Below are 22,379 nucleotides of genomic sequence, written 5' to 3' on the forward strand. Positions count from 1 at the left end.
GGGATCTCACCTCACAATCAGGTCGACGAGGATGTTGACCGAGTTGAGGACGCTCTGCCCCTTCGCCTTGGAGTAGTCGGTGTAGAGCAGCTGGACGGGGTACTCGGCCCACGGAAGCCTTGTGCGCGCGAGCTGGAGGACGATCTCGGTCGCGTGCGCCATGCGGTCCTGCTTGAGGTCGATCTGCTCGGCGGCGTCACGCCGGATCACCCGCAAGCCGTTGTGGGCGTCGGTGAGCCGGATGCTCGTGGTCATGTTCGACACCCACACGACGGTCTTCAGGATGATGCGCTTCACGAGCCCCGGGTCGGTCCGGTCGTCGAGGAAGCGCGAGCCGAAGACGATGGCGACGTCGCGTTCGCGCGCGAGTGCGACCATGCCCGCGGCATCCTCGACGCGGTGCTGGCCGTCGGCGTCGAACGTCACGACGTATTCGCACGACGGATGCGCCAGCGCGAAGTCGATCCCGGTCTGCAAGGCCGCGCCCTGGCCGAGGTTGACGGGATGGCGCACGACGGTGGCGCCGGCCGTCTCGGCGATTCGGGCGGACCCGTCGGAGGATCCGTCGTCGACGCATACGACATGCTCGAAGGACTTGTGCAGGTCGGCGATGACCCCCGCGATGACCGTTGCCTCGTTGTAGAGAGGGATGACGACCCAAGCGGCCTGGTCTCGGCCGGGCGAGGCAGCGGCCCGTGAAGTGTCAGTCACGGCTTCTATTGTCGCAGGTCCGATTAGCCTGGTCGGAGCCAGAGCCCCGAAGGACGCCCGTGACCGACCCCGCACAACCGAGCCGCATCGTCGTGACGTCGCGGCTCTACGAGCCCGAGCCGTCGGCCGCCACCTTCCGCATCGCGGCTCTCGCCCGCGCGCTCGCCGACGATCACGAGGTCACGGTCCTCACCACCCGGCCGCCGGCCGGATCCGTCGCCCCTGCTTCCGACGAGCGCATCACGGTGTCGCGTGCGCGCGTGTTGCGTGATCGCTCGGGCGCGATCCGCGGCTATGTCCAGTATGCGAGTTTCGACGGTCCGCTCTTCTTCCGCCTCCTCGCGCGCCGGGCCGACGCGGTCGTGGCCGAGGCGCCCCCGACGACGGGGCTCGTGTCGCTCGTCGCCGCCCGCCTCCGCCGCGCGTGTTTCGTCTACTACCCGGGGGACGTGTGGACGGACGGCGTGATCGCGATGGGGGCGTCGCGTTCCGTCATCGCCCTCATGCGGTGGATGGAGTCCTTCGTGCTCAGACGCGCCGACGCCGTGCTCGCCGTCTCGCCGGAGGTCGGCGAACGGCTCGAGAGGCTCGGCGCGCGCCACGATCGGGTCGTCGAGGTCGGCAACGGCGTCGACACGGAGGTGTTCCGCCCGGACGTGGACCCGCCCGAACACGAGAGGCCGTACTTCGTCTATACCGGGACGATGTCGGAGTGGCAGCGCCCGGAGATCTTCGTCGAGGCGCTGGCGCTTCTCGGCGACGCAGCGGCGGACGTCGAGCTGCGGTTCTTCGGACAGGGAACCGCCGAAGCGGACGTGCGGGATGCGGCCGAACGGCTCCTGCCAGCACGCGTGCACTTCGGCGGCGTCGTCTCTCCCGCCGAAAGCGCGCGGTGGATCCGCGGAGCGGTCGGCGCCCTCGTGAGCATCGTGCCCGGCGTGGGCTACGACTTCGCGCGCCCGACCAAGACCTACGCCGCCGCTGCGACCGGCACTCCCGTGCTCTACGCCGGAGCGGCAGCGGGGGCGATGGTGGTCGCAGACGCGGGACTGGGCGAGACGGCGGACTTCACCGCGGACTCAGTCGCCGCCGCCATGCAACGACTGCTCGAGCAGAACGCGAACGGCCGGTCGGACGCGCTCCGCCAGGAGCGGGCGCGGTGGGCGCGCGACAACGTCTCGCTCGCGGCGGTGGGTCGACGCGCTGCGGATGCCGTGCAGAGCACCCTCACAGGGGGGCGGCGCGCCGCCAGGTAGACTCGTCGAGCACCGCTGGCCGCCGTCCCGCCCCGGTGCAGGAGCCTGTACCGTGGTCAATTCTTCAGCCGTGCGCATCGTGGATTCGGCGGACGTCGCCGACTCCGCCGTCATCGGGGACGGATCGTCGATCTGGCATCTGGCGCAGGTGCGGGAGTCCGCGCACCTCGGTCGCAACTGCATCGTCGGCCGCGGCGCCTACATCGGCACCGGTGTTGTCATGGGCGACAACTGCAAGGTCCAGAACTATGCGCTGGTGTACGAGCCCGCCCGGCTCGCGGATGGCGTCTTCATCGGGCCGGCCGTCGTGCTCACGAACGACACCTACCCCCGCGCCATAAACCCCGACGGGTCGCTCAAGAGCACGTCGGACTGGGAGCCCGTAGGCGTCACGATCGAACGCGGCGCGTCGATCGGCGCGCGCGCGACGTGTGTCGCGCCAGTGACGATCGGCGAGTGGTCCACTGTGGCCGCCGGCGCGGTCGTCGTGAAGGACGTCCCGGCCTACGCGCTCGTCGCCGGGGTGCCCGCGCGCCGCATCGGCTGGGTCGGCGAGGCCGGACTGCCGCTGCAGAGCAACGGCGACGGCACCTGGATCTGCCCGGCATCCGGCACCCGCTACGTCGAGACCGACGGAACCCTCGCAAAGGAGAACGCGTGACCGAGTTCATCCCGCCCGCAAAGCCGATCATCGGCGACGAGGAGCGCGAAGCCGTTGACCGCGTGCTACGCAGCGGAATGATCGCCCAGGGGCCCGAGGTCACGGCCTTCGAGCGCGAGTTCTCGGAGCACTTCGTCGACGGGCGTCCCGTCGTCGCGGTCAACTCCGGCACGGCGGGCCTCCACCTCGGCCTGCTCGCGGCCGGCGTGGGCGCCGGCGATGAGGTCATCGTCCCGTCGTTCACCTTCGCCGCGACGGGCAACTCGGTCGTGCTGACAGGTGCGACGCCGGTGTTCGCCGACATCGAGCCCGAGACGTTCACGCTCGACCCTGCGGCGGTCGAGGCCGCGATCACCGAGCGCACCAAGGGCATCATGCCGGTGCACCTGTACGGCCACCCCGCTCGCATGCACGAACTGCAGGCGATCGCCGACGCCCACGGGCTCGCGCTGTACGAGGACGCGGCGCAGGCCCACGGCGCATCGCTCGACGGGCTCCAGGCCGGCACCTTCGGCGCGTTCGCCATGTTCTCGCTCTACCCGACGAAGAACATGACCAGCGGCGAAGGCGGGATGATCGCGGCAGCGGACGACGAGATCGCGCGCGCAGCCCGCCTCCTGCGCAACCAGGGCATGGAGCGCCAGTACGAGAACGAGGTCATCGGGTTCAACGCGCGCATGACCGACATCCACGCCGCGATCGGACGCGTGCAGCTGACGAAGGTCGACGCCTGGACCGCGACGCGTCAGGCGAACGCGGCCTTCCTCGACGCGAACCTGCGCGGAGTCGTCGTTCCGCCGGTCGTCGAAGGCGCGGTGCACGTCTACCACCAGTACACGATCCGCGTGCCGGAAGATCGCGACGGGTTCGTCAAGGCGCTGCGCGACGAGCACAACGTCGGCAGCGGTGTGTATTACCCGATTCCGAACCACCGGCTGCCGTCGCTCGCCCCCTTCGCCCCCGGGCTGGACCTGCCCGAGACGGAGAAGGCCGCGCGCGAGGTCGTGTCGCTGCCGGTGCATCCGTCGCTCAGTCAGGCGGACCTCGAGCGGATCGTCACGGCCGTGAACGCGGTGGCGGGAGCGGGCGCCTGATGGCCGCCGCGCTGCGCGCCGGCCTGCTCGGCGTCGGCATGATGGGCCGCCACCACGCCCGCGTCCTCCGCGAACTCGACGGGGTCGAACTCGTCGCGATCGCCGACCCCGGAGGGGATCCGCACGGTGTCGCCGGCGAGCTCGAAATCCTGCCTGACATCGATGCGCTCATCGCCGCCGGCATCGACTGCGCCGTCGTCGCTGTGCCCACGCGTTTCCACGAGGACGCCGCGCTCAAGCTCGCCGCGGCTGGTGTGCACACGCTCGTAGAGAAGCCGATCGCGCACACCGTCGAAGCGGGTCAGCGCATGGTCGAGGCGTTCGAGCGCGCGGGCCTCGTCGGCGCCGTGGGTCATATCGAGCGCTTCAACCCCGCTCTACAGGAGCTTCGCCGCCGCCTCGAGGCGGGTGACCTCGGTGCCGTCTACCAGATCCAGACCCGCCGCCAAGGACCCTTCCCATCGAGGATCGGCGACGTCGGTGTCGCGAAGGACCTCGCGTCGCACGATGTCGACCTGACCGCGTGGGTGGCGCAGAGCGACTACGAGCGCATCTTCGCGCAGACGACGTTCAAGTCGGGACGCGAGCACGAGGACATGATCGCGATCACGGGCCGCCTCGCATCCGGCGTCATCGTGAACCACCTCGTCAATTGGCTGAGTCCCATGAAGGAGCGCCTCACCGTCGTCACCGGCGAGAAGGGCTCGTTCGTCGCGGATACGTCCACCGGTGACCTGACCTTCTATGCGAACGGCACGATCCCGCTCGAATGGGAGTCCGTGTCGACGTTCCGCGGCGTCTCGGAGGGTGACGTGACGCGCTACGCGTTCGTCAAGCGCGAGCCGCTGCGCGTCGAGCACGAGGCGTTCCGCGATGCCGTGCTGGGCATGCCCACCGACATCGTCACGATGCGACAAGGGCTGCGCACCCTCGAGGTGGTCGAGGCGGCGCTCGAATCGGCGAGGTCGGACGAATCGACACCGCTGTGACCATGACACGGATGACCGAGCCGAGCGCTCACACCGCGACGGGAGCGCGGGGATGAGGTCGATCTTCGCAACCTTCGGGAAGGTGCTGCCGCACCTCCCGCCGACGGCGCGTCGCTACATCATCCGCCAGATGATCGCGAGCTCGGCGCTCGCGGCACTCGACGTGCTCGCGCTCATGCTCCTCGCCGCTTCGCTGTCGTCGATGCTCGCGGGAGTCGATGTCACGCTGCCGGTGATCGGGCGGATCGGCTCCGACGGCTACGTCTGGATCATCGCGATCATCTCGGGTCTCATCATCCTGAAATCCACTGCGTCGCTGATCTTGCAGTGGTTCATCACGCGGCGGATGTCGTCGTTCGAGCTCGAGATCGGCGACCGGCTCTTCCAGTCGTATATCCACGCGCCGTGGGTGGAGCGGCTGCGCCGCAACGCGACGCACCTCGTGCGCATGGCCGACGTGGGCATCGCCAACGTCACGTCGGGCTTCCTGCTGCCGTTCATGTCCCTGCCGTCGACGCTCACGACGGCGGTGCTGGTCGTGGTCGTCATCTTCGCGGTCCAGCCGCTGACTGCGACCATCACCGTGGTCTACCTGGGCCTCATCGCGCTCGTGCTGTTCTTCGTCCTCGCGCGCCGCACGGTGACGGCGGGGCGCGTGAACCGAGATTACTCGTTCCGCGTGGCTTCGCTCATGTCGGATATGGTCTCGGCGCTCAAGGAGATCACGCTGCGCGACAAGGCGGCCGAGGTCGCGGCGGTCGTGCGCAACGATCGCGCGCGGGCTTCGCGGGCGCGCGCGAACATCAACTTCCTGGGATCCGTGCCGCGGTTCGTCCTGGACGCCGGCATCGTCGGCGGATTCCTCCTGGTCGGCGGAGGCACGCTCGCGGTCGCGGGCCCGGCCGAGGCGATCGCCGCCCTCGCACTCTTCGGCGTGGCGGCGTTCCGGCTCGTGCCGTCGCTGACCGGGTTCCAGTCGCTGATCTCGACCATGACGGCGAACATCCCACATGTCGAGGCCGTCCTTCGCGACATCGCGGTTGCCGAGCGCTTCGTCGCCAACGCGGAGCGCGTCGGAAAGGAGCCGATCCAGGGTCACCCGACGAAACTTGTCCTCGAAGGCGTGCGCTTCCGCTACCCCGGAGCCGAGCGGGAGGCCCTGTCGGGGGTCGACGGCACGATCGCGCTCGGGTCCCGTATCGGCATCGTCGGGGCTTCCGGCGCCGGAAAGTCCACCCTCATCGACCTCCTGCTCGGGCTCATCGCCCCGACCGAGGGTCACCTCAGGCTCGGAGACCAGGACCTCACCGACGTCATGGGGGCCTGGCGCAAGCGGGTGGGCTACGTGCCCCAGGACGTCGCACTGTTCGACGCGACGATCGCGCAGAACGTCGCCCTCACGTGGAGCGACGACATCGACGAGGACCGCGTGCGACACGCGCTCGCGCGCGCGCACCTGCTCGACGTCGTGGAGTCGCGCGAGGGGGGCATCCACAGTCGAGTGGGCGATCGCGGACTGCAGCTGTCTGGCGGTCAGCGCCAGCGGCTGGGCATGGCCCGCGCGCTGTTCGCCGACCCGCTCGTCCTCGTCCTCGATGAGGCGACCAGTGCGCTCGACACGAAGACGGAGGCGGCCGTGAGCGAGTCGATCCGGGAACTCGGCGACGACGTGACGGTCATCGCCGTCGCGCACCGCCTCTCGACGATCCGCGAGTTCGACGAGATCTGGTTCATGCGCGATGGCGTCGTGCGTGCCCGTGGGCGGTTCGAGGATGTCGTCGCGGGCGACCCGGAGTTCGCGCACCAGGCGCGTCTCGCGGGCCTGGTCGGGGAGAGCGGCGATGAGTGAGCGGCCCCGGCTCCTGATCCTGTCGTTCTCGCCCATCGAGTCGGATGCACGGGTGCTCAAGCAGATCGCGGGATTCCGCGATGCGTACCATGTGACCACGTGCGGGTACGGCGGCCGGCCGCCCGGTGTCGACGAGCACATCGAGATGCCCCGCTCCGCCGACTACCAGGACCTCGACGGCCGGCTCATCACGCTGCGGCAGTACCGGATCGCGTACTGGCGCCTGTCGGCGATCCGCTGGGTGCGCGCGCACGTGCCGCGCGGAACGTACGACGTCATCCTCGCGAACGAGACCGAGGCCGTCGGGGTCGCGCGCTGGCTCCGTCCTTCGAAGGGCGTCCATGCCGACCTGCATGAGTACACACCGCGGCTGAACGAAGAGCACGCACTGTGGGCGAAACGCATCCGTCCGTATCACGAGTGGGTGTGCCGCACCTACGTCTCGCGCGCGCAGAGCTGGTCCACGGTCAGCCGCGGCCTCGCGCGCGAGTACGAACGGCAGTTCGGGTTCCTCCCGGTCCTCGTCACCAACGCCGCGCCGTACGCCGAGCTGTCGCCCGCACCGGTCTCCCGGCCGCTGCGCCTCGTTCACAGCGGCGCGTGCCTGCGCAACCGCCATCTCGACGAGATGGTGAGCGCCGTCGAGGCCGCCGCGAGCGACGTCCGCCTGGACCTGTACCTGACGCCCAACCACCCCGATTATCTCGAGGAGCTCAAGCAGCAGACCGCCGCGAGCACTCGCGTGCGGGTGCTCGATCCGGTTCCGTACAGGGAGTTGATCCGCACCCTCAACGCCTACGACGTCGGCGTCCACCTTCTGCCGCCCACGAACTTCAACAACATGTGGGCGCTGCCGAACAAGCTGTTCGATTATGTGCAGGCGCGCCTCGCGGTGCTGATCGGGCCGTCACCCGAGATGAGCGAGTACGTGCGTGAGTACGACCTCGGCGTTGTGACCGACGGGTTCGCGGCGGCCGACCTCACCCGCACGATCGACGCCCTCACTCCCGAGAAGGTGACGGCGTTCAAGGCCTCCGCGCACGCGCACGCGCGCGAGCTCGGAGCCGACGCGCAGGTCGCCATCTGGCGCGACGCGGTCGACCGGATCGCGCACGGCGACGGGAGCTGAGGTGCGTGTCGCGCTGACAACGGGTCCCCTCTCAATCCCACCGACGTACTTCGTGGTCGAGCATGCGCGCTTCCTCGCGGACGAGATCGACTTCTCGCTGTTCGCCCCGTCGGTGTCCCTCGACGAGGCCTTGCCGTTCCCCGTTCGCAGCGCGATGTCGCTTCGCCCGGGGTCGAGGCTCGACACGGTGCGCGTCCAGCTCATGCGCGCGGCGGTGCGGCGCAGCATCCGCGCCTTCCGCCCCGACGCCGTGCATCAGCACTTCGCCACCTGGAGTCTTCCCGCGGCCGATGTCGCACGCCACGATCGCGTGCCGATGCTCACGACGCTCCACGGGTACGACGTGTTCGCGCTCGACCGGCCCGCGAAGGGCGTGTGGGGGCGGATCACACGTAAGAACCTCACCGCGACGCTCGCGAACACCGCACGCTTCCTCACGGTGAGCGAATGGCTCGCAGGGGAGGCCGTCGCCCGGGGAGTGCCGGCGGACCGCGTCGAGGTGCACTATCAGGGGGTCGACACGTCGATATTCACCCCGGATGCCTCGCCCGGCGCATCCGCCGATGCCGAGCCGGTCGTGCTGTTCGTCGGCGGTCTCGTCGAGCACAAAGGCGTCCGCGATGTTCTCGACGCCTCGATCGCGTTGGCGTCGCGGCTTGCGCACCGCCTCGTGCTGATCGGAGACGGGCCACTCCGCCCCCTGGTGGATCAGCGCGCCGCTGAGCATCCGCACATCACGCCGCTCGGCCTGCTGCCACGTGCGCTGCTGCTCGAGCACTATCGTGCCGCGCGCGTGTCGGTCGTCGCTTCGCGACGGCACGAAGGCTGGCAGGAGTCGGCGGGACTCGTAGCCCTCGAGGCCCAGTCGTCGGGGACGCCGGTCGTCGCGACGCGTACGGGAGGACTCCCCGAGATGGTGCGGGACGGCGTGACGGGCACGCTGGTGCCGGAGCGCGATCCTCGCGCACTCGCCGCGGCGCTCGAGGACTGGCTGCGGCTCGACGCCGAACGATACGCGTCGGCCGCGCGCGACGCCCGTTCGTTCGTCGAGTCCGAGCGCGACGCGCGCACCCAGGCGGGGCGGCTGCGGGAGCTCTACGAAAGCGCCGTTTCCGGCCTGCGATAGCGTGGAACAGTGCGTGTGCTCGTGGTGACGACCTGGTACCCCAGCCCGAGCGCCCCCGAGTCCGGCGCCTTCATCCAGCGGGACGTGCGGATGTTGCGCGAGCGCCACGATGTGCGGGTGCTGCACCTCGCGCAACCTGGAATCGAGACGGGTGTCGAGGACGACGACGGCGTGCCCGTCACGCGTGTGACGATGCGCCGCTCCTCGCCGATCGCGGTGCGGCGTGCGCGCCGAGCGGTGCGCGAGGCGGCCGTGGGGGTGGAGCTTGTGCACAGCATGTCGATCTCGTCGCTTCTGCCGCTGTCTCGCGGCGTCGGCCTGCCCTGGGTGCACACGGAGCACTGGTCCGCGCTGCTCGCACCCGAGACCGCGCCGCTCGCGGCGCGTCTCGTGGGCGGCGTGCTCGTGCGTCGGCTCGGCCGACCCGAGGTCGTCGTCGCCGTGAGCGATGCTCTCGCACGGCTCATCGCGCGGTATCGGCGCGGGCCGATCGAGGTCATCCCGAACGCCGTCCCCGCTCCGACGAGTCGGAGGCACGCGGGGGAGGCCGAGAGGGTGCGCCTGGTGAGCGTGGGCGGTCTGATCGAGCGCAAACGGCCTCTGATGGCCGTCGCCGTCGTCGATGAGCTGCGCCGTCGCGGCCGCGACGCGAGCCTCGTGCTCGTGGGCGATGGCCCGCTTCGTGCCGCGGTCGAACAGGACGTGCGGGCACGGGGCCTCGATGGCGCTGTGCGTCTGGCGGGGACGATCGCGCCCGACGAGGTCTCCGCGTATCTCGCCGACGCCGACGTGTTCTTCACGGCCACCCGGAGCGAGACGTTCGGCGTCGCGATCGCGGAGGCGCTGCGCCACGGTCTTCCCGTCGTCGCCGGAGGCGAGGGCGGGCACCGCGAGTTCATCGGGCCCGCCGATGGCGTTCTCGTCGACTCCGACACACCGCCCGCGTACGCCGACGCGGTCGAGTCGGCGCTCGCGCTCGCGGCCGACGGCGACGCGATCGCACGCCGCGCCGAGGAGCGGTTCAGCGACGCGGCGCGACAGGATGCCTACGATGCCGTCTACCGGCTCGCCGTGGAGCGTAGGGCGGCATGAAGAAGCTCCTGATCCTCTCGTTCTCACGACTCGAGTCCGACCCCCGCGTGACGCGGCAGATCGAGCTGTTCCACGAGGACTGGGAGGTGTCGACTTGCGGCTACGGGCCGACGCCGGCCGGGAGCATCCGTCATTTCTCCGTCCCCGACGAGTGCCCCGTCTGGCGCTACCCGCGTGCGCTCGTGATCGCTCGCCAGTACCGCAGGGCGTACCGCGGGAACGCGGCGATCGCGTGGGCGATCGAGCACCTGCCGATCGAGGAGTTCGACGCGGTGCTCGCGAACGACGTCGACGCCGCCGGCGTCGCGGTCGTGCTGCGTCCGATCAACGGCTTCCACGCGGATCTCCACGAGTTCGCCCCGCTGCAGAACTCCGAGATGCTGCGCTTCCGGCTGTTCGTCGCGCCGTTCGTGAAATGGCAGCTCCGCACGTTCGTGTCGCAGGCGGCGTCGACGAGCACCGTCGGGTTCGCGATAGCCGACCGCTACCGGCGCGAATACGGCCTCGACCCCGCCGTCGTCATGAATGCGCCGCCGCTCGCGGACCTCAGCCCGCAGCCCGTCGAAGCGCCGATCCGGCTCGTCCACGCGGGTGCCGCGCTGCGGAACCGACGCCTCGAACTGCTCATCGAGGCCGTGCGCGCGACGCGCACCGACGTCACGCTCGATCTCTACCTGCCCCCGAACGATCCCGGTTACCTCGAAGAGCTGCGGGCGCTCGCCGCCGGCGAGGACCGCGTGACGTTCCGCGAGCCGGTCCCCTTCGACCGACTCGTCGCGACGCTCAACGGCTACGACGTCGGTCTGCACCTGCTCGCCCCGACGAACTACAACAACGCCAACGCGCTGCCGAACAAGTTCTTCGAGTATGTGCAGGCGCGACTGGGTCTGATCATCGGGCCCTCGCCCGAGATGACGTCCGTGATGTCGGGCTACGGATTCGGCCTCACGACGTCGGACTTCACGGCGGATGCCCTGACCACCGTCCTCGACGGCTTGACGCCCGAGCGGGTCGGCGAGTTGAAGCAGGCAGCGGATGCCGCCGCCCCCGTGCTCTGCTCCGCGACGCAGGCCGCCGGGTGGGTTACTGCGATGTCGCGCCTGCGGGACGCCGCGCGATGAGCGCGCTCGTCGAGATCCTCGTCCCGGCGCATTCGGCGTCGCGGCCGCTCGAGCGACTCGCGGGCTCCGTCGTGGATCGGACGGACGCCCCCGTCCTGCTGCGGGTCATCGCGCACAACATCGAGCCGGATGCGATCGCGAAGGCGCTCGGACGCTACGCGGAGCATCCGGCGGTGCGTGTCGAGCCGTACGCCGACGGCATCCCGTCGCCGGCCGGCCCGCTGCGGCACGCCCTCGGGAGCGTGCGGGCCCCGTGGTTCGCGAAGATCGACTCGGACGACTTCCTCGCGCCTCACGCGGTGGACTCATGGCTCGAGACCGCACGGCGTACCGGCGCGGAGGCGGTGATCCCGCCCATGGTGCTCGAGACGTCGAGGACGGCGTTCCCCACCCCGCCCCAGCGGCCGTTGCGGCGCGTTCTCGACCCCGTGCGCGACCGCCTCGCGTACCGGACGAGCACGATGGGCCTGTTGGCGAGCCCGCTCGCGGAGGCCGCCATGCCGCAGGCGGGCCTCGCGACGGGCGAGGACATCGCACCGAGCCTGCGCCTGTGGTTCGGAGCTCGGCGCATCGCGCGCTCCGACCGCGACGCCGCCTACCTCGTGGGCGAAGGCGCGGCGGATCGCGTCACGGGCGAGCCGAGGCCGATGGCGGAAGAACTCGGATTCGTCGAACCGCTGCTCCGTGAGCCGTTCTGGGACGGTCTCGGCCCGGCGGCGCGCATCTCGATCGTGGCGAAGCTCGTGCGCGTGCAGGTTCTCGGCGCGGGCGCGCGGCGTGCGGAGCATCCGGAGAGTCTCGAAGCGATCCGCGCGGCGCTGGACGCCCTGCTCGCGCACGAGCCGCGCACGCTGCGGGTGCTGTCGCGGCTCGACGCGCGGCTCATCGACGCGCTTCGCACTCCGTCGCACGATGTCGCGGCGGTGCGCGCGCTGTTCGAGCGACGTCGGTCGTACCTCCAGGCTCCGGCGCTCGTGCCGCGGCCGTGGTGGGGCGCACTGCGCCGCGACGCCCCGGTCCGGTTCCTCGCGGCGTCCGTCCTGGCAGCCCGCCGCAATCGCGGGGCCGGGCTCGCGTGATCCGGCGTCGTAGGATCGTTCGGTGAAGCTTCTCAGTGTCGTGGGCGCGCGCCCCCAGTTCGTCAAGCTCGCCCCGATCGACCACGCGGCCCGTGCCGCCGGCGTCGATCATGTGATCGTCCACACCGGGCAGCACTACGACCCGATGCTCTCCGACGTCTTCTTCGACGACCTGGGCATCGCCGAGCCCGACGTGCACTTGGGCGTCGGCAGCGGCTCGCACGGCGTGCAGACCGGCGCGATGCTCTCCGCCCTCGACGCCGTGGTCGATGCGCAGCGCCCGGATTGGGTGCTCGTGTACGGCGACACGAACTCGACCCTCGCCGCGGCGCTCAGCGCTGTGAAGCTGCACGTGCCCGTCGCCCACCTCGAGGCGGGGCTTCGCAGCTTCAACCGGCGCATGCCGGAGGAGATCAACCGCGTGCTCACGGATCACGCCGCCGACCTCCTCCTCGCGCCGACTCAGGTCGCCGTGGACCACCTCGCGGACGAGGGCCTGGTGGAGCGTACGGTGCTCGTGGGCGACGTCATGACCGATGTGCTCTTCCAGGTGCGCGACCAGGTCGCAGGAAAGCCTTCCCCGCTCGTGGCGGAGTTGGGCCTCACGCCGGGGGAGCACTACGTCTCAACGATCCATCGTGCAGAGAACACGGATGACCCGGAGCGCCTCGCGGCGATCGCGACCGGCCTCGGCGGGCTCGACAAGCCCGTGGTGCTCCTCGCGCACCCGCGCGTGATCGCGAAGGCTTCGGCACACGGCATCGAGCTCACGCAGGGTTCGCTCATCGCGCACGCCCCGCTCGCGTACCCCGACCTGATCGCTGCCATGCTCGGCTCCGCCGGCGTCGTGACCGACTCGGGCGGTCTGCAGAAGGAGGCCTTCCTGCTGCGTGTCCCGTGCACGACGGTGCGCGAGGAGACCGAGTGGGTTGAGACCGTCGAGCTCGGCTGGAACGTCCTGGCGAACACGGCTGGCGAGATCGCCGCGGCGACGGCGCGGCCGCGACCGGACGAGACGGATGCCGCGCCCTACGGCGACGGCCACGCAGCCGCGCGCGTGATCTCCGAGCTGCAGGTGCGCGCCTGACGTCAGAGACGCGCCGCGTCGAGGAAAGCACGCACGGGGTCGCGCCGCCACACGCGTGAGGCGGCCTCGCGCTCCGCGGCGGCAGGCGGCCCGGCCGTCGCGGCGACGACGGCCGAGACATCCGTCTCGTCGCTGATGCGCAGCGGGAAGACGCGCTCGCTCGCGTAGGCTTTGGACGCGTGCGTCTCGACGACCGCGACGTGGCAGCCGTACGCGAGTGCCTCGTAGAGCATGGTGCTGAAGAACCCGACGACGAGCCGCGCGCGGGACAGCGCGGCCGACGCATCCGCCGTGTCATCGAACTCGACACACGGAAGATCGGCGATCCGTGGCACATTCGCGCGGATGGTGGAGCGCTCGGTCGGATGCGGCCGGATCGCGATCGTCCAGTCCGGCAGGGCCGCACGCAGTGCGAGCACGACGTCCTCGAGGCGGTCGTGGCGATAGCGGTTCGACACGAAGAGCACACGCTTGGGCCGGTCCTCGTACCCGGGAGCCGTGCGGCTCAACCGATCCAGCGAGGGCTTTCCGACCGGGATCACGCGACCCGGGAAGCTCAGGCCCTCCTGCCAGAACTCGCCGAACGTGAGGAGCGTGTCGGGGACGTGGTCGCGTAGCGCGGGGGACGACATCGCCCGTCCCATGTTGTACGCGCCGTGGTCGGGTCCGAGGAAGCCGTGCTGCGGCTCCCACACCTCGATGCCGCTCGCGTGCGCCATGCGCACGAGAGGCGATCGCTCGCCGTAGGCGGCGGTCTGCAAGTAGAGGCGATGGGGCCGCACGCGATCCAGGAGGCGCGCGAACGACAGCTCGGCGGCGGGCACGGCGGCCGCCCGCCCGACGATGTCGGTGACCGCGCGGTCGCGCGCGGCCGTCGTGGTCTCGACGTCGATGCGCGCGAACCACTCTCGGACGACCTCCTCGACGCGCGCACGCTCGTGCTCGCGCAGCGGCTTCGTCGCGCGCACGACGCGCTCGCCCTCCCGTGCGTAGGTGTACGTGCGGGGGAGCGTCGGGCGCTCGTGGCCGCGGCTCAACAGGTCGACGTAGGCGTCCTGCACCACCACCGCGTCTTCGCCGAGCGCACGCGCGAAGTCGTCGACGAGCCAGTTCTCGTAGCCGTCGGCGACGGGCGTGCGCGTCCAGCCGCTCACGAGGAAGAGGTGGTCCGCACGTGGCGCTCGGCGGGCGAGGCGCGGGTTCGGAAGGGCGCGCCGGACCGCCTTGAGCACGCGATTGCGCAACGGCTGTCGCTCGCGCACGGCGGCCGTCGTGCCGACCTCGCCCGACGTGAGCGCGCTCAGGACCGGCCATCGTCCCAGGGGCCACAGGAGCGACTCGCTCCCCGGGACGGGTTCGAGCAGGAGGTCTGCCTCCGCGTCCTCGAACTCCATGAGCGCCCGCACCGATCGGATGCCGCTCATGCGCCGCCTCCTGCCCTCGGGATCGGGCTGAGTCGAGGCGTCGGATGCGGCATTCGGGTCTCCTGTCGGTCCGCCGTCCAGGCTACCCGCGCGGATGCGGAGCGACCCGCGCGCGCACCGCGGAACGGCGCGTGGACGACCGTAGACTGAGCCTTCCTGCCCACTGATGAGAGGACGCCGTGGACCCTCGCCCTCGCCGCCGCCCCGCGCCGCACACAGTCACCGCAGCCGCGTCCCGTGCCGTCGGGCTCGTGTGCGCCGTGACGCTCGCCGCGCTGCTCGCGGCGTGTGCACCGGAGCCGTCCGCGACACCCGAGCCTTCGTCGAGCGCCTCCGCCTCGGTCGGGGCCGAGCCGACGCCGACAACCTCTGAGGAGCCGAGCTCGTCGCCCGAGCCGACGCCGAGTGGGGGCTTCGTCGACGACAGCGAGGTCGAGGCCTGGACGATCACAGCGGATGGCATCGGACCCGTGAGGCTCGGGATGGACTTCACCGCCGCCCTCCAGACCCTGCCCGCGGGCGGGTGGGAGCAGGGGGTCGAGTGCGACTGGAGCGCCTTCACCAACACGCAGGACAAGTCGTACTCGCTCTACTTCGCGCGCGAGTTCCGCTCGGCATCCGGTCCGGTCGTGGAGGTCGGTGTCGTCTGGAGCGGTGCACCCGGAACCGAGCAGAGCGTCGGACCTCGCGGCGACCGCGGGCTCGGGGTGGGCTCGACGCGCTCCCAGGTGCTGACTGCGTACCCGGATGCCGCTGAGGGAACCTCACCCGTCGACGGCTCAACCTACCTCATCGCTCCCACGGCATCCGGGTCGATCGTGTTCACGTTCGCCACGCCGTCGTCGCCCGCGCGCTCTGTCGCGGTGAGCGCGACGACGGATCCGCCGCATCCGGTCTGCGGCTGAGCGCCGTGGCGCGCGCGATGGCGCGCCTCACGCGAGATCGGTGCGTTGCTCCATGAGCCACGTCACGATGCGGAAGTCGAACTCGGAATCGACGTCGATCGATCGCTCGGGCGGCATCTCGTAGAGGATCGTGGACGGGAAGAACACGACCTGCTCGTTCACGAGCGAGTCCCGCCGCCACACGTAGATCGAGCCGTTCATGTCGAACGCCCGAGGAGCGTCCTGGCGCCTCAGCACGTCCGCCGCGGGCTTCTTCGACACGGCCACCGTGCCGTCAGGGCGCTCCTCGACGAGGTTGAAGTACGGGTTGCGGCGCGCCTCGGCCCCCGTGATGAGTGACTCCGCGTCGGAGTTCTCGAACATCTCGACGGCGCGACGGATGTCGTCGACGGTGCGCAGGGGGCTCGTGGCATCGAGGTCGACGCATACGTCGAACCGTGCTCCGATGCGCTCCTCCGTCGTCGTCACAGCGTGCGCGATCGCCGGCACCTTGCCCGCGGCATCCGTCGCCATCTCGGGTGGCCGGACGACGACGCCCGTCGCGCCGAAATCCGGGGCGAGCTCGAGGATCCGCTCTGAGTCGCTCGAGACGACGATCTCGTCGAACAGCCCGCTCGCCGCCGCTTGGCGGACGGAGTGCCCGAACAGCGGGATGCCCGCGACCTCCCGCAGGTTCTTGCCCGGGACGCCCTTCGAACCGGCGCGCACGGTCACCGAGCAGATCCTCATGGCCGCTCCTCCACGCTCGAGCGGGCGCGTTCCAGGTCCTCGGGGCGCCCGACGTCGATCCACTCGCCGTCGATCCGATAGGCGCCGACACTGCGGCCGGCGTCGATGAGCTGGGCGAGCAGATCCGGCATGTCGCAGTACTCGTCCTCTTCGAGCAGTTCGAGGGCGATCGGCTCGAGCACGTAGATGCCCGCGCTAACGAACTCGCGGTGCGTCGGCTTCTCGGCGAGCGCGGTCACGAGGTCGCCCTCGCGGCGGACGACGCCGTACGGGATCTCGAAGCTGTAGTCCCGCACGCCGATGGTCGCAGCGTCGGCCGTGCGACGATGGAACGCCAGCATTCCGCGCAGGTCGATGTCCGTGAGCAGGTCGGAGTTCATCACGACGAACGGCCCGTCCATGCGCCCACGCAGCTGGGCGAGGGCGCCGGCCGTGCCGAGCGGGGCGCTCTCCCGCAGATAGGTGATCTCGAGGCCGTGCGACGACCCGTCGCCGAGATGCTCCTCGATCAGGTGCCCGAGATGGTTGATCGAGACATGGACACGGCGGAATCCCTGGCGGTGGAGGCGCTGCAGGATGATGTCGATCATCGGCACCCCGCCGACGGGCACGAGCGGCTTCGGGATGTCCTTCGTGATGGGGTAGAGACGCTGCCCGCGACCACCGGCCATCAGCACGGCGGGGGTCGCGAGGGGCGTCGAGATGCGCGCGTCGCCTGTGACGACGTCCACGAGCACTCCGACGTCGTTCACGACGGGGACCGTGCGGATGCCGTGCGCGCGACGCAGGGTGTCGACCGCCTCCTGATCGGCATCCGGGGAGACCGACCGCGGTGAGCGGTTCATGACCTTCGTGACGGAATCCGCGAGCTGCACACCCTTGAGAAGACCGCGGCGGATGTCGCCGTCGCTGACCGCACCCTCGAGTCGCCCCTCGGGTGACACGACGAACACGATCTGCGCGCCGCCCCGGTCGATGCGCTCCATGGCCTCACGCAGCGTCACGTCGCTCGTGATGGTCAGCGCGGCGAAGTCCACGAAGCTCTTCCTCCCGATCGGCCCGGTCACAGGGTGCGCGCGGGAACGCCCGCGACCTTGGTTCCGTCTGCGACGTCTCGCAGCACGACGGCGCCGGCACCCACGACGCAGTCCGAGCCTATCCGGACGCCCTGGATCACCCGCGCTCCCAGCCCGATGTGCGTCCGCTCGCCGACGGTCACTCCGCCTGCGAGGACCGCGCCCGACGCGATGTGCGCGACCGCGCCGATCGTCGCGTCGTGCTCCACGACTGCCGCCGTGTTGACGATTGCGTCCGCGCCGATGCAGGCCCCCGTGCCGACGACCGCCGACGCGAGGATCTGCGCGCCGGCGTGCACGCGTGCAGAGGGCGACACGATCGCCGCCGGATGGATGACGGTGCGCCGTTCGAGGCCCGCTGCGGTCACGGCGTCGTGGACGCGGGCGCGAGCGCGGAGGTCGCCGACCGAGCCGACCGCGTTGACGGTGGTGAGGACCGCGTCGGGACGGGTCAGTACGTCGTCCTCTCCGAGCCATGCCAGTCCCGGCATCCGCTCGGCCTGATCCTCGGGGGCGACGAAACCCTTCACCTCGGTCTCCGTGAGAAGCAGGGCCTCTCGCAGAACGCGCGCGTGACCGCCCGCGCCGATCAGCACGACGAAGGCGTCAGCCGACATGCTCGCCTGCTCGGTGGGGACGGGTCGCGGTCGTGCCGACGACCTCCCAGAAGTCGAACGCCGTACGCCCCTGTGCGGGGCGGCGGCACACGAGGTCGGCCTCTGTGATCGTGGCGCCCTCCGCGATGTCGCGTGCGGCGAAGATGCTGCGCCGCACGACGTCGCGGTTGCCTGCCTCGACCGGCTGGCACTCTTTGACCGGGCTTCCGAGCATGACCTCGACGTCGCGCAGGTCGCGGACGAAGGCGCGGAGACCGTCGGGGTCGAGCGATGCGGAGTGGTCGGGGCCCGGCAGGGAGCGGTCCGTCGTGAAGTGCTTCTCGATCACCGCTGCGCCGAGGGTCGTCGCGATGACGGATGCCGTGGAACCCAGCGAATGGTCGGAGTACCCGACGCGTGTGCCGAACTCCTCGGCGATCGTCCGCATGGCACGGAGGTTCAGGCTCTCGGGGGAGGCGGGGTACTGGGTCGTGCAGTGCAGGACCGTCACGGCCTGGGCGAACTCCCGGTGGTCGTTACGCGCGTGCCAGGCGGACTCCAGCGCCTCGGCAGTGGGCCGCGCCGCGGCGTCGATCACGCCGTCGAAGCGCGCGTAGCCGAACGCGAGGAATCGGAGCGCGCGGCCGATCTCGTCGAGGTCGGCCATGCCGGTGGAGAGGATCGTGGGAAGCCCGGTTTCGCCGGCCGCGACGAGCAGCGGCGCGAACGTGAGGTCGCCCGACGCGATCTTCACGATGGGGATCTCGAGCTCGTCAACGAGGAACCTCAGCTCGGGCACGTCGAACCCGGTCGAAAGGAAGGGGATGCCGCGCTCGTTGCAGTGCGCGCGGATGGCGGCGAACTCCTCGTGGGTCAGCTCGAGCGAGCGGAGCAGGTCGAGCTGGGTCCGAGAATCGTCGCTCGACGTGCGCTGGTACTCGGCCAGATCCGCCTGCGCATCGGCGAGGTCGCTCGCCGAGAACGTCTGGAACTTGACCGCATCGGCGCCCGCCTCGACGGCGATGTCGACGAGCTCGAGCGCACGGTCGAGCGACCCGTTGTGGTTCACGCCGGCTTCGGCGATGACGAACGGTGTGGGCATCAGTCGGAACTCCTCAACGGCACGTCGTGGAAGGGCTTGCGAGGGTAGCGGGGGAGGTCGTGCGTGCGCAGGATCTCGGCCGTGCGTTTCGCGAACCCCGGTGTGCCGAACAGCTCGGTCGCGCCGCCGTCGACCCGGCGCGCCTCGCGGATCGCGGTTGCGATCGCCTCGCGACCCGGCGCGGGGGTCGCCACGGACGCCGCGAGCGGACGCCCGCGCTGGCGGTCGCCGACCAGCACCGACGGAACGCCGATCACCGGCGCCTCGAGCACCGTGCTCGACGAGTTACCGACGACGACCGCACTCGCCGACATCGCGCTCAGGTACCCCAGCTGACCGAACGACTCGACGAAGTCGACGCGATCCGGATGCTCCGCGACGAACCGCGCGATGCGCTCCCGCACCGCGTTCGAACCGATGTCGGTATTCGATCCGGTGACGATGACGTCGTGGGTCGTGACGGCCTCGAGGGCCCCGAGGAGTTCCTCGAGCAGTTCGAGCGGCGGCAGCACGTCGGCCGATGCGGGGTGGAACGTGACCAGGATCGTGGGACGGGCCAGCCGGATGCCGAAGCGGTCGCGCAGCTCATCGCGCGAGAGAATGTCGAGCGAGGCCACGGCATCGACGATGGGCGCGCCCACGAAGAAGACGCGATCCGGCTCTTCGCCGAGCTGCACGACGCGATCGCGATGTGACGCGGTCGAGGTGAAGTGCAGGTACGAGAGCTTCGTGATGGCGTGTCGCAGGGACTCGTCCAAGGCTCCCTCGGTGACCTCCCCGCCGTGGACGTGCGCCACCGGGATGCCGAGGATCGTCGCCGCCAGCGCCACCGCGAGTGCTTCGAGGCGATCCCCGAGCACCACGAGCGCGTCCGGGCTCAGAGTGTCGAGCGTCGCACCGTAGCGGCCGACCGCGTCGCCGACGTCGCGCGTGGCGGCGGGAGCGGAGTCGTCGTCGCGCCAGATGGGGACGGATGCGGCGATCGGCACGCCGTCGCGCTCGATCTCCTGCACCGTGCGCCCGTGCGCGTCCGAGAGGTGGGAGCCCGAGACGATGAGCTGCAACTCGACGTCGGGGGCATCAGCGAGCTCGCGGATGAGACCGCGGAGCAGACCGTAGTCCGCTCGGGTGCCGGTGAAGACGGCGATGCGGCGGCTCATCGGCGGACCAGGGCGGGTGTGCTCGGCAGGCATACGACGCTGTCGTACAGGGACTGGGCGACCGGCGTCGGCTCGGCGTGCTCGGCGCGATATGGGAGCTGCTCGTGCAGGAGACCCCAGAAGGGGCGCGTCTGGATGCCGTCGTCGTTCGTCGCGGCGAGATACGCGTCGCGGGAGTCGCGGCCGCCGTCGACTTCGACGGCGCAGAGCCAATGGTTGCTGCGTGTGCCCGCGGGCTCGGCGAGGAATCGCACACCCTCGACGCCGTCGAACGCCTCGCGGTAGCGTTCCGCGAGCAGGCGCTTCTCGTCGAGGAAGCGGGGGAGCCGCCCGAACTGGGCGACACCGAGCGCGGCGTTGATGTTCGGCATCCGGTAGTTGTATCCGGCCTCATCGTGCGCGAACTCCCAGCGGTGCGGGAGCTTGGCCGTCGTCGTGAGGTGACGTGCCCGTCGGGCGAGGTCGGCGTCGCCGGTGAGGATCATGCCGCCGCCGCCGGTCGTGAGGATCTTGTTGCCGTTGAAGCTGAGGATGCCGAGCCGCCCGAACGTGCCGGTGTGACGGCCGTCGACGAAGCTGCCCAGGGACTCCGCGGCGTCTTCCACTACCGGCAGACCCCATTCGTCGGCGATGCGGACGATGTCGGCGATCCGCACCGGGTGTCCGAGGGTGTGCATCGGGACGACCGCGGCGACGCGACGGCCGGTGACTGGATTGCGTATTGTCCCCTCTGAGCGGTGTGTCTTCGCGAGGAAGCCGCGCAGGGCGTCAGGAGACAGCCCGAGCGTGTCGTGCTCGCTGTCGAGGAACACGGGATGCGCGCCCACGTGGTGCACCGCGTTTGCGGTGGCGATGAACGAGAGCGTCGGCACGAGCACCTCGTCGCCGGCCCCGACGCCCGCGAGCTGGAGTGCGACCTGGAGTGCGACCGTGCCGTTCGACACCGCGACGGCGGCTGCGGCGCCGGTGTACGCGGCGATCTCCTCTTCGAACCGCGTGACGTAGGCGCCGACGCTCGACACGAACGTTGAGTCGAGGCAGTCCGCCACCACCCGCTTCTCCTCGTCGCCTATGTCGGGAACGTGGAGGCCGACCTGCGGTGCGTCGCCGATGACGTCGCGGACGAGCCGGACGAATTCGGCGGGGGAGGGTGCTGACATCGCTAGACCGTGTAGACGTCCGTGCGGTAGCGGGCGAGGTTGGCGGGATCGGTGAACCACTCCGCCGTCTCGGCGAGGCCGCGACGGAAGCCGTCGATGCCGTCGTACGCGGGCTGCCAGCCGAGGAGCCGCTTCGCCTTGCTGTTGTCGGAGAAGAGGCGCTCGACCTCCGACTTCGCGGGCCGCAGTCGATCCGTCTGCTGGACGACCTCGGCGTCGACGCCCATGGCCTCGGCGATGAGCCGGAACGTGTCGCCGATGGACACCTCGTACCCCACGCCGAGGTTGATGACCTCGCCGATCCCGGCATCCGAGTTCAGGGCCGCGAGGAAGCCGCTCACTGTATCGGGCACGTACGTGAAGTCACGCGTCGGTGTCACGGCGCCGAGCGACACCTGCCGCTTGCCCGCTGCGAGCTGGCTGATGATCGTCGGGATGACCGCGCGGGAGGACTGTCGCGGTCCGAACGTGTTGAACGGGCGCACGATCGTCGTCGGCATGCCGAACGACGCATGGAACGCGTTCACCATCTGGTCCGCTGCGATCTTCGACGCGGAGTAAGGCGACTGGCCCTGCAGGGGGTGTCCTTCGTCCATCGGCACATACCGTGCCGTGCCGTAGACCTCGCTCGTGGAGGTGTGGATGAACTTGGAGACCTCGGCCGCGCGCGCCGCGTTGAGGAGGTTCACTGTGCCCTGGATGTTGGTCTGCACGTAGAGGTCGGGTGCCACGTACGAATACGGGATCGCGATGAGCGCGGCGAGGTGGAGCACCGCGTCGCGATCGCGGACGGCCGTGTGCATAAGGGCGGGGTCGCGGATGTCGCCGGGCAGGAACTCGATCTCGGACGTTATCTCGGACGGCGCGGAATCCAGCCAGCCGCGCGAGTCGAACGAGTTGTACAGGACGATGGCGCGGACATCGTGGCCGTCGCGAACGAGCTGTTCCGCGAGGTGCGATCCGATGAAGCCGTCCGCCCCCGTGAGCAGAACTCTCATGCGTTCGATGCTATCCGAGTTCCCACGGCGCTCTT

21 protein-coding genes are annotated in these 22,379 nt (G+C 70.4%); 12 read left to right on the forward strand and 9 right to left on the reverse strand.

Going from position 1 to position 22,379, the window contains the following annotated elements; translation table 11 throughout:
• Window positions 1–6: 6 nt before the first annotated feature.
• Window positions 7–711 carry a glycosyltransferase family 2 protein gene (locus tag VFF97_RS16525; RefSeq protein WP_325034599.1) on the reverse strand — a complete coding sequence of 235 codons (705 nt, stop codon included), beginning with the start codon at window positions 709–711 and terminating at the stop codon, window positions 7–9.
• Between the two features lie 59 nt (window positions 712–770).
• On the opposite strand from VFF97_RS16525, the gene VFF97_RS16530 reads away from it, so the two are divergent.
• The 11 genes from VFF97_RS16530 to wecB all read left to right on the forward strand — a co-directional run bounded on the left by VFF97_RS16530 (window position 771) and on the right by wecB (window position 13,194).
• Window positions 771–1,967 carry a glycosyltransferase gene (locus VFF97_RS16530; protein WP_325034600.1) on the forward strand — a complete coding sequence of 399 codons (1,197 nt, stop codon included), beginning with the start codon at window positions 771–773 and terminating at the stop codon, window positions 1,965–1,967.
• 70 nt (window positions 1,968–2,037) lie between these two features.
• On the forward strand, window positions 2,038–2,628 hold the full coding sequence (locus VFF97_RS16535; RefSeq protein ID WP_325034601.1) for an acyltransferase: 591 nt from the start codon (window positions 2,038–2,040) through the stop codon (window positions 2,626–2,628).
• The gene (locus VFF97_RS16540) at window positions 2,625–3,722 is read left to right on the forward strand and encodes a DegT/DnrJ/EryC1/StrS family aminotransferase (RefSeq protein WP_325034602.1); all 1,098 of its coding nucleotides are present in this window, start codon (window positions 2,625–2,627) and stop codon (window positions 3,720–3,722) included. The genes VFF97_RS16535 and VFF97_RS16540 overlap by 4 nt, the downstream gene beginning before the upstream one ends.
• Window positions 3,722–4,711, forward strand: coding sequence for a Gfo/Idh/MocA family oxidoreductase (locus tag VFF97_RS16545; RefSeq protein WP_325034603.1), 990 nt, complete (start codon window positions 3,722–3,724; stop codon window positions 4,709–4,711). Before VFF97_RS16540 ends, VFF97_RS16545 begins: the two co-directional genes overlap by 1 nt.
• A 52-nt stretch (window positions 4,712–4,763) precedes the next feature.
• Complete coding sequence (locus VFF97_RS16550; RefSeq protein ID WP_325034604.1) at window positions 4,764–6,560, forward strand: ABC transporter ATP-binding protein/permease; 1,797 nt, start codon at window positions 4,764–4,766, stop codon at window positions 6,558–6,560.
• Window positions 6,553–7,689, forward strand: coding sequence for a glycosyltransferase family 1 protein (locus VFF97_RS16555; protein WP_325034605.1), 1,137 nt, complete (start codon window positions 6,553–6,555; stop codon window positions 7,687–7,689). The genes VFF97_RS16550 and VFF97_RS16555 overlap by 8 nt, the downstream gene beginning before the upstream one ends.
• Window positions 7,690–7,741: 52 nt before the next feature.
• Window positions 7,742–8,815, forward strand: a complete 1,074-nt coding sequence (locus tag VFF97_RS16560; RefSeq protein WP_325034606.1) for a glycosyltransferase — start codon at window positions 7,742–7,744, stop codon at window positions 8,813–8,815.
• A 9-nt stretch (window positions 8,816–8,824) separates the two neighbouring features.
• A complete protein-coding gene (locus VFF97_RS16565; protein WP_325034607.1) occupies window positions 8,825–9,907 on the forward strand; it encodes a glycosyltransferase family 4 protein in 1,083 nt (360 codons plus the stop codon).
• Complete coding sequence (locus VFF97_RS16570; RefSeq protein WP_325034608.1) at window positions 9,904–11,028, forward strand: glycosyltransferase family 1 protein; 1,125 nt, start codon at window positions 9,904–9,906, stop codon at window positions 11,026–11,028. Before VFF97_RS16565 ends, VFF97_RS16570 begins: the two co-directional genes overlap by 4 nt.
• Window positions 11,025–12,107 (forward strand): glycosyltransferase family A protein, encoded by a 1,083-nt coding sequence (locus VFF97_RS16575; RefSeq protein ID WP_325034609.1) that lies wholly within the window; start codon window positions 11,025–11,027, stop codon window positions 12,105–12,107. The genes VFF97_RS16570 and VFF97_RS16575 overlap by 4 nt, the downstream gene beginning before the upstream one ends.
• A 22-nt stretch (window positions 12,108–12,129) precedes the next feature.
• Complete coding sequence (gene wecB / locus VFF97_RS16580) at window positions 12,130–13,194, forward strand: non-hydrolyzing UDP-N-acetylglucosamine 2-epimerase (RefSeq protein WP_325034610.1); 1,065 nt, start codon at window positions 12,130–12,132, stop codon at window positions 13,192–13,194.
• A 2-nt stretch (window positions 13,195–13,196) separates the two neighbouring features.
• On the opposite strand, the gene VFF97_RS16585 is transcribed toward wecB, so the two are convergent.
• Window positions 13,197–14,618 (reverse strand): hypothetical protein, encoded by a 1,422-nt coding sequence (locus tag VFF97_RS16585; RefSeq protein ID WP_325034611.1) that lies wholly within the window; start codon window positions 14,616–14,618, stop codon window positions 13,197–13,199.
• Between the two features lie 179 nt (window positions 14,619–14,797).
• On the opposite strand from VFF97_RS16585, the gene VFF97_RS16590 reads away from it, so the two are divergent.
• Entirely contained in the window at window positions 14,798–15,523 is a 726-nt protein-coding gene (locus tag VFF97_RS16590) for a hypothetical protein (RefSeq protein ID WP_325034612.1), read from the forward strand.
• A gap of 27 nt (window positions 15,524–15,550) precedes the next feature.
• On the opposite strand, the gene VFF97_RS16595 is transcribed toward VFF97_RS16590, so the two are convergent.
• Genes VFF97_RS16595 through VFF97_RS16625 form a run of 7 tightly spaced genes read right to left on the reverse strand, consistent with a single transcriptional unit; the run spans window position 15,551 to window position 22,344 of the window.
• Window positions 15,551–16,252 (reverse strand): acylneuraminate cytidylyltransferase family protein, encoded by a 702-nt coding sequence (locus VFF97_RS16595; RefSeq protein WP_325034613.1) that lies wholly within the window; start codon window positions 16,250–16,252, stop codon window positions 15,551–15,553.
• Window positions 16,249–17,289: a nucleotidyltransferase family protein gene (locus tag VFF97_RS16600; protein ID WP_325034614.1), complete on the reverse strand. Its 1,041-nt coding sequence runs from the start codon at window positions 17,287–17,289 to the stop codon at window positions 16,249–16,251. The genes VFF97_RS16595 and VFF97_RS16600 overlap by 4 nt, the downstream gene beginning before the upstream one ends.
• Window positions 17,290–17,315: 26 nt before the next feature.
• On the reverse strand, window positions 17,316–17,945 hold the full coding sequence (locus tag VFF97_RS16605; protein WP_325034615.1) for an acetyltransferase: 630 nt from the start codon (window positions 17,943–17,945) through the stop codon (window positions 17,316–17,318).
• Entirely contained in the window at window positions 17,935–19,026 is a 1,092-nt protein-coding gene (locus VFF97_RS16610) for an N-acetylneuraminate synthase family protein (protein ID WP_325034616.1), read from the reverse strand. Before VFF97_RS16610 ends, VFF97_RS16605 begins: the two co-directional genes overlap by 11 nt.
• A complete protein-coding gene (neuC, locus tag VFF97_RS16615; protein ID WP_325034617.1) occupies window positions 19,026–20,186 on the reverse strand; it encodes a UDP-N-acetylglucosamine 2-epimerase in 1,161 nt (386 codons plus the stop codon). Before neuC ends, VFF97_RS16610 begins: the two co-directional genes overlap by 1 nt.
• Window positions 20,183–21,346: a LegC family aminotransferase gene (locus VFF97_RS16620; RefSeq protein ID WP_325034618.1), complete on the reverse strand. Its 1,164-nt coding sequence runs from the start codon at window positions 21,344–21,346 to the stop codon at window positions 20,183–20,185. Before VFF97_RS16620 ends, neuC begins: the two co-directional genes overlap by 4 nt.
• 2 nt (window positions 21,347–21,348) lie before the next feature.
• Window positions 21,349–22,344 carry a GDP-mannose 4,6-dehydratase gene (locus tag VFF97_RS16625; RefSeq protein WP_325034619.1) on the reverse strand — a complete coding sequence of 332 codons (996 nt, stop codon included), beginning with the start codon at window positions 22,342–22,344 and terminating at the stop codon, window positions 21,349–21,351.
• Window positions 22,345–22,379: the final 35 nt, after the last annotated feature.

The organism is Microbacterium sp., assembly GCF_035687345.1.
Classification (GTDB): Bacteria; Actinomycetota; Actinomycetes; order Actinomycetales; family Microbacteriaceae; genus Microbacterium.